Consider the following 14,159-nt stretch of genomic DNA (forward strand, 5'->3'; position numbering starts at 1 on the left):
GCAGGGGGGACCCTGTGGGAGAGTAGGACGCCGCCGAACAATTTTTAGCCTCAACCCCCGGACTCTGTCCGGGGGTTGAGGCATTTTTGCGTTCTGATGCAGGTGACGGCCCCCTGTGCGCCGGCTGGACTGGCTGCGGGTAAGGTCAGGGGGCATCGTCCGTACGTTCCCAGCAGGAGGCCCCCGGGTGGAGGTCCAGGAGACCCGCGTTCAGACCGACCGGGTCCTCACCATCCCCAACATTCTCAGCATGGCGCGCCTCCTCGGCGTGCCGCTGTTTCTGTGGCTGATTCTCCGGCCGGAGTTCGGCGGGCCCAAGAGTGATGGCTGGGCGCTTCTCGTCCTGATGCTCAGCGGCGTCAGCGACTATCTCGACGGCAAGCTGGCCCGGCGCTGGAACCAGATCAGCAACCTCGGTCGGCTGCTCGATCCGGCCGCTGACCGGTTGTACATCCTGTCCACCCTGGTCGGGCTCACCTGGCGGGAGATCCTGCCCTGGTGGGTGGCTGCCGCTCTTCTGGCGCGCGAGGCCATGCTCCTGGTGATGGTCGGAATCCTTCGTCGGCACGGCTACCCGCCGCCGCAAGTGAACTTCCTCGGCAAAGCTGCGACATTCAACTTGATGTACGCGTTCCCGTTGCTGCTTCTCAGTGACGGAACGGGTTGGCTTTCGTCACTCGCTGAAGTTTTCGGATGGGCCTTCGCCGGATGGGGTACAACTCTGTATTGGTGGGCAGGGATCCTCTACGTGGTCCAGGTCCGTCGACTCGTGAAGGCGGATACCGCGGCCGATTGAGCCCGTCCGTCCTGTGCCGAGCAGCGTCGCCGGCAACAATGAGGACCTCCCAGGGCCGCTGAGCGGACAGGTGAAGTCGGCAGGACCGTCGTCTCTTCAAGGAGGACGCTTCCGACATGAAGGCCGTCGTGATGGCCGGTGGCGAAGGAACCCGACTTCGCCCCATGACCTCGAGCATGCCCAAGCCTCTACTGCCGGTGGTGAACCGGCCGATCATGGAGCACGTCCTACGACTGCTCAAGAGGCACGGTCTCAACGAGACCGTCGTCACCGTGCAGTTTCTCGCCTCTCTCGTCAGGAACTACTTCGGCGACGGCGAGGAGCTCGGGATGGAGCTCACGTATGCCAACGAGGAGAAGCCGCTCGGTACAGCGGGCAGTGTGAAGAACGCCGAGGAAGCGTTGAAGGACGACGCCTTTCTCGTCATTTCGGGGGACGCGCTCACCGATTTCGATCTCACCGATCTCATCGCCTTCCACAAGGAGAAGGGCGCCCTCGTCACGGTCTGCCTCACCCGGGTGCCGAATCCGCTGGAATTCGGCATCACGATCGTCGACGAAGAGGGGAAGGTGGAGCGCTTCCTGGAGAAGCCCACCTGGGGGCAGGTCTTCTCGGACACCGTGAACACGGGCATCTACGTGATGGAGCCCGAGGTCTTCGACTACGTCGAGGCAGATGTTCCGGTCGACTGGTCGGGTGATGTCTTCCCGCAGCTCATGAAGGAAGGCAAGCCGATCTACGGCTATGTCGCCGAGGGCTACTGGGAGGACGTAGGCACCCATGAGAGCTATGTGAAGGCCCAGGCGGACGTCCTGGAGGGCAAGGTCCAGGTCGACATCGACGGCTTCGAGATCTCGCCCGGGGTGTGGGTCGCCGAAGGGGCCGAGGTGCACCACGACGCCGTGCTCCGTGGGCCGCTCTACATCGGCGACTACGCCAAGGTCGAAGCCGGTGCCGAGATCCGTGAGCACACCGTCATCGGCTCCAACGTGGTCGTCAAGAGCGGCGCCTTCCTGCACAAGGCCGTCGTCCACGACAACGTCTACATCGGTCCGCAGAGCAATCTGCGCGGCTGTGTGATCGGCAAGAACACCGACATCATGAGGGCCGCCCGGATCGAGGACGGAGCCGTCATCGGGGACGAGTGCCTGGTCGGTGAGGAATCGATCGTGCAGGGCAACGTCCGGGTCTACCCGTTCAAGACGATCGAGGCCGGCGCCTTCGTCAACACCTCGGTCATCTGGGAGTCCCGTGGGCAGGCCCATCTCTTCGGGGCCAGGGGAGTCTCCGGCATCCTCAACGTGGAGATCACCCCTGAGCTGGCCGTACGCCTCGCGGGGGCGTACGCCACGACCCTGAAGAAGGGCTCGACCGTCACCACGGCGCGCGACCACTCCCGGGGCGCTCGGGCGCTGAAGCGGGCGGTGATCTCGGCGCTGCAGGCCAGTGCCATCGACGTACGGGACCTGGAGAACGTACCGCTGCCGGTGGCGCGGCAGCAGACCGCGCGGGGAAGCGCCGGCGGCATCATGGTGCGGACCTCGCCCGGGGTGCCCGACTCCGTGGACATCATGTTCTTCGACGAACGCGGGGCAGACCTCTCCCAGGGCGGGCAGCGGAAGCTCGACCGGGTGTTCGCACGGCAGGAGTACCGGCGGGCCTTCCCCGGGGAGATCGGTGACCTCTCCTTCCCGGCGAGCGTCTTCGACTCGTACACCGGTTCCTTGCTGCGGAACGTCGACACCACGGGGATCGCCGAGGCAGGGCTCAAGGTCGTCGTCGACGCCTCCAACGGAAGTGCCGGGCTCGTGCTGCCCAGCCTGCTGGGACGGCTCCAGGTCGACTCGCTGACGATCAACCCCGGTCTCGACGAGTCGCGGCCCACCGAGTCGGCCGAGAGCCGACGGGCCGGTCTGGTGCGGCTGGGGGAGATCGTGGCCTCGGCACGGGCGGCGTTCGGGGTGCGGTTCGACCCCGTCGGCGAACGGCTCTCGCTCGTGGACGAGCGGGGGCGGATCATCGAGGACGACCGGGCGCTCCTGGTCCTCCTCGACCTGGTGGCGGCCGAGCGGCGCTCCGGACGGGTCGCGCTGCCGGTGACCACGACCCGGATCGCCGAGCAGGTCGCCGCCTACCACGGCACCCAGGTGGAGTGGACGACCACCTCGCCGGACGACCTCACACGGGTCGGGCGCGAGGAGTCGACGATCTTCGGTGGCGACGGGCGCGGCGGGTTCATCGTGCCGGAGTTCAGCAGCGTCTTCGACGGTGCCGCCGCCTTCGTGCGGCTCATCGGGCTCGTCGCACGGACCCAGCTCACGCTGAGCCAGATCGACGCACGGATTCCGCGGGCGCACGTCCTCAAGAGGGACATCGCGACCCCGTGGGCCGTCAAGGGTCTGGTGATGCGCCGGGTGGTCGAGGCGGCGGGCAGCCGCTCCGTGGACACCACCGACGGCGTGCGTGTGGTCGAGGCCGACGGGCGGTGGGTGATGGTGCTGCCCGACCCCGCCGAGGCCGTCACCCATCTGTGGGCGGAGGGGCCCGACGACGCCTCCGCGCAGGCCCTGCTCGACGAATGGGCCGCGGTGGTCGACAGCGCGGGCAACTGACGCGACAACCGCCTGGCGGGGAGGCGCCCCAGGGTGCCTCCCCGCCAGGCGGAGGGGCCATTCGGCGGTAGGTCGTGCGACGTGCGACGATGTGCGGCATGTCGCAGCAGCCCCCCGTTCGGAGCACCGGATCACCGCCGCCACGCCCGGACGCGTCCATGTCGCTGCTGAACAACGTGATCGACCACGCGCTCGACGACGGCTACGCGGAAGCGACCGCGCGGCGCGCCGCCGAGGGTGCCGGGCTGCCCCGGAACCTGCGGACCAAGCTCGGCGTGGCCGGGGGCCTGCTGCTGGCCGCCGCCGTGGTGACCGTGGGTGCGGCCGAGGCGCGTATCTCCGCGCCGGTCGTCGCCAAGGAGCGGCAGGAGCTGATCGACCGGATCGAGGCGGAGACGTCGACCGCCGATCAGCTGGAGCGCGACGTCGAGCGGATCCGGACCGAGGTCGGGGAGCGTCAGCGGCAGGCCCTCCAGCAGCACGGTGGTGACCAGGGCGAGCTCGTCGGGCTGCTCTCGGGTGCGACGCCGGTGCACGGGCCCGGGGTGAAGCTCGTCGTCGACGACGCCAAGGACACCGACACCGGTGGCGGCGGACCGCGCGAGAGCAGTGGTTTCTCCGACACGGGCCGGGTGCGCGACCGGGACATGCAGCGAGTGGTCAACGGGCTCTGGGAGTCCGGCGCCGAGGCGGTCGCCATCAACGGCCAGCGCCTGACATCGCTGTCCGCGATCCGGGCCGCGGGTGACGCCATACTGGTCGACAACAAGCCGCTGGTGCCGCCGTACACCGTCCTCGCGATCGGGGACGGGCAGCGGCTGAGCACCGCGTTCCAGGACAGCGCCGACGGGCAGTATCTGCACGCGCTGGTGGAGAACTTCGGGATCAGGAGCGGTATCTCGGCCGAGGGCGACGTACGCCTGCCGGCCGCGCCGAGCCTGACCGTACGTACCGCAGAGCCGAGGGGGGCCGGGGCGGCGACGCCCTCCGGCCGGGCCACGGCCGACACAGGGAAGGGCACATCGTGATCGCCGTACTGGGCCTGATCGTCGGAGTCGTGGTCGGACTGCTGGTCCGCCCCGAAGTTCCGGCGGTGGTCGAGCCCTATCTTCCGATCGCCGTGGTCGCCGCCCTCGACGCGGTCTTCGGCGGCCTGCGGGCCATGCTCGACGGCATCTTCGTCGACAAGGTCTTCGTGGTGTCGTTCCTCTCCAACGTGGTCGTGGCCGCGTTGATCGTCTTCCTCGGTGACAAGCTGGGCGTGGGCGCGCAGCTGTCGACCGGTGTGGTCGTCGTGCTCGGCATCCGGATCTTCTCCAACGCGGCCGCCATCCGGCGCCATGTCTTCCGGGCGTGAGGCCGATGAGCGAGAACCCCGACAACAGCGAGAACCCTGAGAACACCGGGAACCCCGACTCCCGGAAGCCTGAGAGCTCCGGAAGCTCCGAGGCCTCCCCGAGCTCCGAAGGCGCGAAGGCCGCGCCCGTGCAGTCCGGGACGCAGCGCCAGGACGCGCCTGCGCCCGCGGTGCCCGTCGCGGCCGGGCCGGCGTCCCCGGCCGAGCCGAGTGGGCGCCGGAGGCTGGTCTCCGCGCTGTGGCCGCCTCGGGTGACCCGGGCGCAACTCATCGTGGCCCTGCTGCTGTTCGTGCTCGGTCTGGGCCTGGCCATCCAGGTCTCCTCGACGAGCGACAACAGCGCGCTGCGCGGGGCGCGCCAGGAGGACCTGGTACGGATCCTCGACGAGCTCGACGACCGTACGCAGCGCCTGGAGGACGAGAAGGCGCGGCTGGAGAAGCAGCGCACCGAGCTGGAGTCCAGCTCCGACCAGGCCGAGGAGGCCCGGAAGCAGACCCAGGAGAAGGAGCAGCAGCTCGGCATCCTGGCCGGCACCGTGGCCGCCGAGGGGCCGGGCATCACGCTGACCGTCGGTGATCCCAGCGGGGCCGTCCAGTCGGACATGCTGCTCGATGCCATCCAGGAGCTGCGCGCCGCGGGCGCCGAGGCGATCCAGGTCAACGGTGTGCGGGTGGTCGCGGACAGTTATTTCACCGGTGGCGGCGATGACATGCGAATCGATGGAACGAAGGTGGCCGCTCCGTACGTCTTCAAGGTCATCGGCAAGCCGGAGGACCTCGAGCCCGCGCTCAACATCCCCGGCGGTGTCGTGCAGACCCTCGAGAAGGAGCAGGCCACGGCCACGGTGGAGCGGTCGGCGAAGATCGTCGTCGACGCCTTGCGACCCGCGAAGCGGCCTGACTACGCTCAGTCGTCCTCCCAGTGAGAGGGGGACGAGGGGGGTCCCGCGACAAGGGCATGACGTTGCGGGGGGTCGGCGCACCACAACGGTGGTGCGTGGTGGAAACTGTCCGGAGGATACGGACGTTGTGAAGGTGTCCGGGTCGGCAGGTGTGATGGATCTCGGTTCGTCCTGCCCCACGGGCGGGTCTGTTTCGGTCAAGGGGAATCGCCCGTGAAGTTGTTTGCGAAGTTGTTCGGCAAGAGCGCACGCGAGGACGGCGGCAACGCCAGGCACCGCGCGCCGCGTCATGCCCAGAGTGAGGAGCAGGGCGGCGAGCGCCCGCTCTTCCGCGACGAGGTCGAGGGTCAGGGCGGTGACATTCCGGGCACTCCGGGCGCGTCGTCTGTTGACCCCGCCGGGGCCGCCCGCATAGGTTTCGGAGAACCATCAACCTCAGGTACGGGTGGAGGGTTTACCTCCGATCCGTACGCGACACAGACCTCGGCGGGGCAGCCGCGGCAGGAGGATGCGTCCATGCCGGTGTGTACGAGGTGCGGTCACCGCAACACGGCGGACAGCCGCTTCTGCTCCCACTGCGGTACGCCGCTGCGGGGCGGGGTCGCCGCCGAGCGTCCGTCGGAGACGACGTCCACGATCTCCATCTCGGGCCTCGAGGCCTACGACGCGGAGGTCACCGGCCAGACCCAGCTGCCCGCGCTCTCTCCCGAGGCGCTGGCGGCCGTCGAGGCCCTGCCGTTGGGTTCCGCGCTCCTCGTGGTGCGCCGGGGGCCGAACTCGGGCAGCCGGTTCCTGCTCGACAGCGAGCTGACGACGGCCGGCCGTCACCCCCAGAGCGACATCTTCCTGGACGACTTCACGGTCTCCCGGCGGCATGTCGAGTTCCGGCGGGGCCAGGACGGCAGCTTCACCGTCTCCGATGTCGGCAGCCTCAACGGCACGTACGTCAACCGTGAGCCGATCGACTCGGTCGTTCTGTCCAACGGCGACGAGGTGCAGATCGGCAAGTACCGGCTGGTCTTCCACTCGAGCCGGCGGGGCGTCTGACGCCTCGGAGAAGCCTTCAGGGAAGGTCCATGCTGCGAACACCGACGGGCGGCGCCGGAACCGGCGCCGCCGCGGGCGACAGGCTGGTCAGCATCGGCACGGTGCTGAACCAGTTGCGCGACGAATTTCCCGAAGTGACCATCTCCAAGATCCGTTTCCTGGAGGCCGAGGGGCTCGTGGAGCCCCGGCGTACGGCCTCCGGATACCGGAAGTTCAGCCCGCAGGACGTGGAGCGGCTCGCTCAGATCCTGCGGATGCAGCGGGACCACTACCTTCCGCTGAAGGTCATCCGCGAACACCTCGACGCCCTCGCCAGGGGGGAGCAGATCAAACTCCCGGCCCCCGGGCGCCGGTCCAACCTGCTTGAGGGCGCCTGGGAGCAGGACGCCGAGCCGCCCACCGCCGCCCGGATCGGGCGGGCCGAGCTGCTGGCCGCGGCCGAGGTGACCGAGACCGAGCTGGTCGAGTGGGAGTCGTACGGTCTGATCTCCGAGGCGGACAGCGGCGGCTACGACCCCGAGAGCGTGACCGTCGCGCGGCTTGTCGCGGACCTGGGGAGATTCGGTCTCGAGCCCCGGCACCTGCGGGCCGTCAAGGCGGCCGCGGACCGCGAGGCCGGGTTGATCGAACAGGTCGTCGCCCCGCTGCGCCGGCACCGTAATCCGCAGACCAGAGCACATGCGGAGGCCACCGCCCAGGAGCTGGCCGCGCAGTCGGTGAGGCTGCACGCGGCCCTCGTGCAGACCGCTCTGGGCATCCGGCTCCAGTGACGTCCAGGGCGGCCTTGGAGGGGCCCGACTATCCAAACCGGTCGGGCACGTCCTAGGGTTGCTGTGTGAACGAGCTCGACGTTGTGGGTGTCCGGGTGGAAATGCCCTCCAACCAGCCGATCGTGCTCCTGCGTGAAGTGGGAGGCGATCGGTACCTCCCCATCTGGATCGGACCGGGGGAGGCGACCGCGATCGCCTTCGCCCAGCAGGGGATGGCCCCGCCGCGGCCGCTGACGCACGACCTGTTCAAGGACGTGCTGGAGGCCGTGGGACAGGAACTCACCGAAGTCCGCATCACGGATCTGCGTGACGGGGTCTTCTACGCCGAACTGGTCTTCGCCAGCGGCGTCGAGGTGAGTGCGCGGCCGTCGGACGCGATAGCGCTCGCCCTTCGGACCGGAACGCCGATCTTCGGCAGTGACGGTGTGCTGGACGACGCCGGTATCGCGATTCCGGACGAGCAGGAGGACGAGGTGGAGAAGTTCCGCGAGTTCCTCGACCAGATCTCACCGGAGGATTTCGGGACCAACAGTCAGTGACGCGGAGCGACGCGGCCGCGCGCCGTTCGCGGGGTGCCGTCAGAGCATTCGAGTAGCCTTTCCCCGGAGAGAGATACGGGAAACCACTCTCAGGGTGATTATCACTCGGCGTGCCGAGTGTGGCGATCGTTGACGCACCCCGAGTGACTGCCTACCTTCGTGTGGGCAGGTCAAGGACGGAGGGTCGGCGTGATGAGCAGCGCGGACGGTACGGCAGGGAGCTCGCTCGGACGCGCGTCCGGAGAGAGCGGTCCGTATCCGCTTCACGGCAGTGTGGGCGACTTCGGTACGGACTCCGGTGCGGGCACCGGAGTGAGCGGCGCAGATCCGGGTGAGGGCCCGGGCGCGGCGGGCGAGGTGGTCGGCTACCGGGGCCCGACGGCCTGTGCGGCGGCGGGGATCACCTATCGCCAGTTGGACTACTGGGCACGTACGGGGCTCGTGGAGCCGAGCGTGCGGCCCGCCTACGGGTCGGGGACGCAGCGCCTGTACAGCTTCCGCGACGTCGTCGTGCTGAAGATCGTCAAGCGCTTCCTCGACACCGGCGTGGCCCTGCAGAACATCCGGGCCGCTGTGCAGCATCTGCGCGCGCGGGGCTTCCGGGATCTGGAGCGGATGACGCTCATGAGCGACGGGGCCACGGTGTACGAGTGCTCCTCGCCGGACGAGGTCGTCGATCTGCTCCAGGGCGGCCAGGGCGTCTTCGGCATCGCCGTCGGCGTGGTCTGGCGGGATGTCGAGGCGGCGCTCTCGCAGCTGCACGGGGAGCGGGTCGACACGGGCGAGACGCTCGTGGGGCACAACCCCGGGGACGAGCTGGCCAGGCGGCGGCGGGACAAGGCGGTCTGAGGAGCCTCTCGCTCCTCGGGCCCGTCCTTTCGCGCGGTGGTCGGCGCCGTTGTCAGTGGCGTAGGGCAGCATCGGAGACGTGAGAGCCGCGCCGACGATCCTGCATCTCGACATGGATGCGTTCTTCGCCGCCGCCGAGCAGGCGGCGAAGCCCAGCCTGCGCGGAAAACCCGTGATCGTCGGCGGTCTCGGCCCGAGGGGCGTGGTGGCGACCGCCTCGTACGAGGCGCGCAGGTTCGGGGTGCACTCGGCCATGCCGATGGGGCAGGCGCGGCGGCTCGCGCCCAACGCGGCCTACCTCGTCCCGCGCTTCTCCTTCTACCGGTCGATCAGCGAGCAGGTCATGGAGCTGCTGGGACGGCTCTCCCCGCTCGTGGAGCCGCTCAGCCTCGACGAGGCGTTCGTGGACCTGGAGGCGGGGGAGGTGGCCGACGACAGCGCCACCGCCCGGGCCGCCGGGGAGCGGCTGCGCGTCGACATCCTGGCGGCGACCGGACTGACCGGGTCCGTCGGGCTCGCCGGGTCCAAGATGATCGCGAAGATCGCCTCCGAGGAGGCCAAACCCGACGGGCTCGTCCTCATCGAACCGGGAACCGAGCGGGAGCTCCTCGGGCCGCGGTCGGTGCGGATCCTGCCGGGTGTCGGCCCGGCGACCGGCGAGCATCTGCGGCGGGCCGGCATGACCACCGTCGCCGACCTCGCCGAAGCGGGCGAGGACGAGCTCGTACGGCTCCTCGGACGGTCGCACGGGGCCTCGCTGTACCGGATGGCCCAGGGGTACGACGATCGGCCCGTGGTGGCCGAGCGGGACGCCAAGTCGGTGTCCGTCGAGGACACCTTCGACGTGGACCTGCACGACCGCGTGCGGATCAGGACCGAGGTGGAGCGGCTCGCGGAGCGGTGCGTGGGACGGCTGCGGGCCTCGGGGCACTCGGGGCGGACCATCGTCCTGAAGGTGCGGCGGTACGACTTCTCGACCCTGACCCGGTCCGAGACGCTGCGGGGCCCGACGGACGACGTGGTCGTGGTGCGGGAGGCGGCGGGGCGGCTCCTGGAGGCGGTGGACACGACGGGCGGCGTGCGGTTGCTCGGGGTCGGGGTGAGCGGGCTCGCGGACTACACGCAGGAGGACCTGTTCGCGCAGGCGGAGGCCAGGGCGGAGGCGGAGGGCCAGGCCGGCGGTGCGGGGGACGTGGCCGTGGCCGAGGCCTCCGTCGCGCCCGAGGCCGAGGCAGAGGTCGAGGAGGCCCAGGAACGGCACTGGGCGCCGGGGAACGACGTACGGCACGCCGTGTACGGGGCGGGGTGGGTGCAGGGCAGCGGGGTCGGGCGGGTCACGGTGCGGTTTGAGGAGCCGCGGTCGGAGCCGGGGCGGGTGCGGACGTTCGCGGTGGACGATCCGGACCTGGTGCCGGGGGAGGCCCTGCCGCTGGTGGACAGGGGGGTCGGCGCCGGAGGCGTCGGGGTGGCCGGAACGGGGTGAGCCCGGCCCCAGGGGGCCGGGCTCGTGGTGGCACGGGTCCTACTGGCCCGCCAGGCGGCCGAAGTCCGTGTCCGGGGTGTCCGAGGGGGGTGGGGGCAGGGTCAGGTCGTAGTGCCGGTAGAGCTGGAGTTCCTGTTCGGGGGAGAGGTGGCGGCCCACGCCGAAGTCGGGGGCGTCCTTGATGAGCGCCCGTTCGTACGGGATGTGGAGTCCGTCGGCGAGCAGCTCGCTCGGGTCCAGGGGGACGAAGGCGTCCCGGCTGAAGAGGCCGGTGCGGACCGCCGCCCACTCCGGGATGCCGGTCGCGTCGTCCAGGTACACCTCGTCCACGGTTCCGATCTTGTGTCCGTTACGGTCGAACGCCTTGCGGCCGATCAGGCTGCGCGGATCGATATCGGTCTGCACGGTCCCTCCAACTGGTCGCAACTGCTCTACACCCCTACGAAAGTGCACATCTGGGATGTCGGCCACTTGAGCGATGGGAGCCGCAACCTCGCTGGTAGGCTGGCTGTGGCTGTCGACCCTGTGCGGGAGAGTCCCCGGAGAAACCTTCCGGTGGACGCCGAAGGAGCAAATCCTCCCCGGAATCTCTCAGGCCCCTGTACCGCACGGACGAGGTCACTCTGGAAAGCAGAGCGGTGTCCGACGGCATGCGCTCTCACCGACGGTGAAAGCCGGCGTGCCGCGAGGCGTGCCGGTGAAACTCTCAGGTTGAGATGACAGAGGGGGAGGCCGTCCGGGTACCCGCGCCGTGGTGCCCCTCGCAGGTCGTGATGACCAGGAGGCCTCCGTACATGACCGCCAACCGTATTCCGCTCTCCGAGCTCGAACAGGGCATCCCGTTCGAGCAGCGGCACATCGGGCCCGACGCCGAGGCGCGCGCCAAGATGCTCGCCCAGGTCGGCTACGGCTCGCTCGACGAGCTCACGGCCGCCGCGGTGCCGGACGTCATCAAGAACACCGAGGCGCTGGACCTCCCGGCCGCGCGCACGGAGGCCGAGGTCCTCGCCGAGCTGCGTACGCTCGCCGACCGCAACCAGGTCCTCGCGCCCATGATCGGCCTCGGCTACTACGGGACGTTCACCCCGCCCGTCATTCTCCGCAACGTCATGGAGAACCCGGCCTGGTACACCGCGTACACGCCGTACCAGCCGGAGATCTCGCAGGGGCGCCTCGAGGCCCTGCTGAACTTCCAGACCGTCGTCGCCGACCTCACCGGGCTGCCGACCTCCGGCGCCTCCCTGCTCGACGAGGGCACCGCCGCCGCCGAGGCCATGGCGCTGTCCCGCCGGGTCGGCAAGGTCAAGAACGGTGTCTTCCTCGTCGACGCCGACGCCCTGCCGCAGACGATCGCCGTCATCGAGACCCGTGCCGAGCCGACCGGTGTCGAGGTCGTCGTCGCCGACCTGAGCGACGGCATCCCCGCCGAGGTCGCCGAGCGGGGTGTCTTCGGCGTGCTCGTCCAGTACCCGGGTGCCTCCGGCGCCGTCCGCGACATCAAGCCGCTGGTCGACGCCGCCCACGAGCTCGGCGCCATCGTCACCGTCGCCGCCGACCTGCTCGCGCTCACCCTGCTCACCTCGCCCGGCGAGCTGGGCGCGGACATCGCCGTCGGCACCACCCAGCGCTTCGGCGTCCCGATGGGCTTCGGCGGTCCCCACGCCGGCTACATGGCCGTCCAGGACAAGCACGCCCGCTCCCTGCCCGGCCGACTGGTCGGCGTCTCCGTCGACGCCGACGGCAACCGCGCGTACCGCCTCGCCCTCCAGACCCGCGAGCAGCACATCCGCCGCGAGAAGGCCACCAGCAACATCTGTACGGCGCAGGTGCTGCTCGCCGTCATGGCCGGCATGTACGCGGTCTACCACGGCCCCGAGGGCCTCAAGGGCATCGCGCGCCGCACCCACCGGTACGCCGCGATCCTCGCCGCGGGCCTGACGGCCGGGGGCGTGGAGCTCACCCAGGGCGCCTTCTTCGACACCCTCACCGCCCGTGTGCCCGGCAAGGCCGACGCCGTCGTGGCCGCGGCCCGTGAGGCCGGTGTCAACCTCTACCGCGTCGACGCCGACCACGTGTCCATGTCGTGCGACGAGACCACCGGGCGCGCCCAGCTCGCCGCCGTGTGGGGCGCCTTCGGCGTCACCGCCGACGTGGAGGCGCTCGACGCCGCCACCGAGGACGTGCTGCCCGCCGGACTGCTGCGCTCGGACGCGTACATGACCCACCCGGTCTTCCACGCGCACCGCTCCGAGACCTCGATGCTGCGCTACCTGCGCAAGCTCGCCGACCGCGACTACGCGCTCGACCGCGGCATGATCCCGCTCGGCTCCTGCACGATGAAGCTGAACGCGACGACCGAGATGGAGGCGGTGACCTGGCCCGAGTTCGGTCAGATGCACCCCTTCGCCCCGGTCGACCAGGCCCAGGGCTACCTCACGCTCATCACCGAGCTGGAGGAGCGCCTCTCCGAGGTCACCGGCTACGACAAGGTGTCGATCCAGCCCAACGCCGGTTCGCAGGGCGAGCTGGCCGGTCTGCTCGCCGTCCGCGCCTACCACCGCGCCAACGGTGACCTCCAGCGCACGGTCTGCCTCATCCCGTCCTCCGCGCACGGCACCAACGCCGCCTCCGCGGTGATGGCCGGCATGAAGGTCGTCGTCGTCAAGACCGCCGAGGACGGCGAGGTCGACGTGGCGGACCTGCGCGCCAAGATCGAGCAGTACCGCGACGAGCTGTCCGTGCTGATGATCACCTACCCGTCGACGCACGGCGTCTTCGAGGAGCACGTCGCCGACATCTGCGCCGAGGTGCACGACGCCGGCGGCCAGGTGTACGTCGACGGCGCCAACCTCAACGCGCTGGTCGGTCTGGCCAAGCCGGGCCACTTCGGCGGCGACGTCTCGCACCTGAACCTGCACAAGACCTTCTGCATCCCGCACGGCGGCGGCGGCCCCGGCGTCGGTCCGGTCGGCGTCCGCGCCCACCTCGCCCCGTACCTCCCGAACCACCCGCTCCAGCCCGCCGCGGGCCCGGAGACCGGTGTCGGCCCGATCTCGGCCGCCCCGTGGGGCAGCGCCGGCATCCTGCCGATCTCGTGGTCGTACGTGCGTCTGATGGGCGGAGAGGGCCTCAAGCGCGCCACCCAGGTCGCCGTGCTCGCGGCGAACTACATCGCCAAGCGCCTTGAGCCGCACTTCCCGGTGCTCTACACCGGCCCGGCCGGTCTGGTCGCGCACGAGTGCATCGTGGACCTGCGTCCGCTGTCCAAGGCGACGGGCGTCACGGTCGACGACATCGCGAAGCGCCTCATCGACTACGGCTTCCACGCGCCGACGATGTCGTTCCCGGTGGCCGGCACGCTGATGATCGAGCCGACCGAGTCCGAGGACCTGACCGAGCTGGACCGTTTCTGCGACACGATGATCGCGATCCGGGCCGAGATCGAGAAGGTCGCCTCCGGCCAGTGGCCCGCCGACGACAACCCGCTGCACAACGCCCCGCACACCGCGGCCGCGCTGGGCGGCGAGTGGAACCACGCGTACACCCGCGACGAGGCGGTCTTCCCGGCCGGGGTCTCGGCCGCCGACAAGTACTGGCCGCCGGTGCGCCGGATCGACGGTGCCTTCGGTGACCGGAACCTCGTCTGCTCCTGCCCGCCGATGGACGAGTACGACCACTGAGCACGACGGTGACCGCGGGTCGCCTTCAGGCATGAGGCGAGGGCCGGTCCGGAGATCTTCTCCGGGCCGGCCCTCGGCGTCTCAGGGTGTCCCTCGGGCGTCTGGGGGTCCCTCGTACGGCGGC

Annotated in this window: 12 protein-coding genes and 1 riboswitch; of the genes, 11 read left to right on the plus strand and 1 reads right to left on the minus strand. The window is 70.1% G+C overall.

From position 1 onward, the window contains the following. Positions 1–187: 187 nt before the first annotated feature. The 10 genes from ACIA8N_RS29630 to ACIA8N_RS29675 all read left to right on the plus strand — a co-directional run bounded on the left by ACIA8N_RS29630 (position 188) and on the right by ACIA8N_RS29675 (position 10,355). Positions 188–796: a CDP-alcohol phosphatidyltransferase family protein gene (locus ACIA8N_RS29630; protein ID WP_030209701.1), complete on the plus strand. Its 609-nt coding sequence runs from the start codon at positions 188–190 to the stop codon at positions 794–796. Positions 797–912: 116 nt separating this feature from the next. Beyond that, positions 913–3,408: a mannose-1-phosphate guanyltransferase gene (locus ACIA8N_RS29635; RefSeq protein ID WP_365780910.1), complete on the plus strand. Its 2,496-nt coding sequence runs from the start codon at positions 913–915 to the stop codon at positions 3,406–3,408. Between the two features lie 98 nt (positions 3,409–3,506). Then, positions 3,507–4,436, plus strand: coding sequence for a DUF881 domain-containing protein (locus ACIA8N_RS29640; protein ID WP_365780909.1), 930 nt, complete (start codon positions 3,507–3,509; stop codon positions 4,434–4,436). Continuing rightward, positions 4,433–4,765 carry a small basic family protein gene (locus ACIA8N_RS29645; RefSeq protein ID WP_015032176.1) on the plus strand — a complete coding sequence of 111 codons (333 nt, stop codon included), beginning with the start codon at positions 4,433–4,435 and terminating at the stop codon, positions 4,763–4,765. Before ACIA8N_RS29640 ends, ACIA8N_RS29645 begins: the two co-directional genes overlap by 4 nt. A gap of 5 nt (positions 4,766–4,770) precedes the next feature. Then, on the plus strand, positions 4,771–5,691 hold the full coding sequence (locus ACIA8N_RS29650) for a DUF881 domain-containing protein (protein ID WP_399416827.1): 921 nt from the start codon (positions 4,771–4,773) through the stop codon (positions 5,689–5,691). 81 nt (positions 5,692–5,772) lie between these two features. After that, positions 5,773–6,714, plus strand: coding sequence for an FHA domain-containing protein (locus ACIA8N_RS29655; RefSeq protein ID WP_365780926.1), 942 nt, complete (start codon positions 5,773–5,775; stop codon positions 6,712–6,714). Positions 6,715–6,743: 29 nt separating this feature from the next. Then, a complete protein-coding gene (locus tag ACIA8N_RS29660; RefSeq protein ID WP_365780906.1) occupies positions 6,744–7,484 on the plus strand; it encodes a MerR family transcriptional regulator in 741 nt (246 codons plus the stop codon). Positions 7,485–7,549: 65 nt separating this feature from the next. Next, complete coding sequence (locus ACIA8N_RS29665) at positions 7,550–8,023, plus strand: bifunctional nuclease family protein (protein ID WP_017238433.1); 474 nt, start codon at positions 7,550–7,552, stop codon at positions 8,021–8,023. Between the two features lie 192 nt (positions 8,024–8,215). Further along, a complete protein-coding gene (locus tag ACIA8N_RS29670; RefSeq protein WP_365780905.1) occupies positions 8,216–8,872 on the plus strand; it encodes a MerR family transcriptional regulator in 657 nt (218 codons plus the stop codon). Positions 8,873–8,951: 79 nt separating this feature from the next. Further along, on the plus strand, positions 8,952–10,355 hold the full coding sequence (locus ACIA8N_RS29675; RefSeq protein WP_365780904.1) for a DNA polymerase IV: 1,404 nt from the start codon (positions 8,952–8,954) through the stop codon (positions 10,353–10,355). Between the two features lie 39 nt (positions 10,356–10,394). On the opposite strand, the gene ACIA8N_RS29680 is transcribed toward ACIA8N_RS29675, so the two are convergent. Further along, positions 10,395–10,760: a PRC-barrel domain-containing protein gene (locus ACIA8N_RS29680; protein WP_365780903.1), complete on the minus strand. Its 366-nt coding sequence runs from the start codon at positions 10,758–10,760 to the stop codon at positions 10,395–10,397. Between the two features lie 113 nt (positions 10,761–10,873). Beyond that, a riboswitch (glycine riboswitch) is annotated at positions 10,874–10,972 on the plus strand. A gap of 177 nt (positions 10,973–11,149) precedes the next feature. Between ACIA8N_RS29680 and gcvP the strand changes: the two genes are divergently transcribed. Then, positions 11,150–14,035, plus strand: coding sequence for an aminomethyl-transferring glycine dehydrogenase (gcvP, locus tag ACIA8N_RS29685; RefSeq protein ID WP_365780902.1), 2,886 nt, complete (start codon positions 11,150–11,152; stop codon positions 14,033–14,035). Positions 14,036–14,159 lie beyond the last annotated feature (124 nt).

The organism is Streptomyces sp. NPDC051822 (genome assembly GCF_044452745.1).
Taxonomy (GTDB): Bacteria; Actinomycetota; Actinomycetes; order Streptomycetales; family Streptomycetaceae; genus Streptomyces.

Coding starts and splice junctions, on each gene's coding strand:
- gcvP (WP_365780902.1), top strand. CDS start 11,150: ATGACCGCCAACCGTATTCCGCTCTCCGAGCTCGAACAGGGCATCCCG.
- ACIA8N_RS29650 (WP_399416827.1), top strand. CDS start 4,771: ATGAGCGAGAACCCCGACAACAGCGAGAACCCTGAGAACACCGGGAAC.
- ACIA8N_RS29660 (WP_365780906.1), top strand. CDS start 6,744: ATGCTGCGAACACCGACGGGCGGCGCCGGAACCGGCGCCGCCGCGGGC.
- ACIA8N_RS29670 (WP_365780905.1), top strand. CDS start 8,216: ATGAGCAGCGCGGACGGTACGGCAGGGAGCTCGCTCGGACGCGCGTCC.
- ACIA8N_RS29640 (WP_365780909.1), top strand. CDS start 3,507: ATGTCGCAGCAGCCCCCCGTTCGGAGCACCGGATCACCGCCGCCACGC.
- ACIA8N_RS29635 (WP_365780910.1), top strand. CDS start 913: ATGAAGGCCGTCGTGATGGCCGGTGGCGAAGGAACCCGACTTCGCCCC.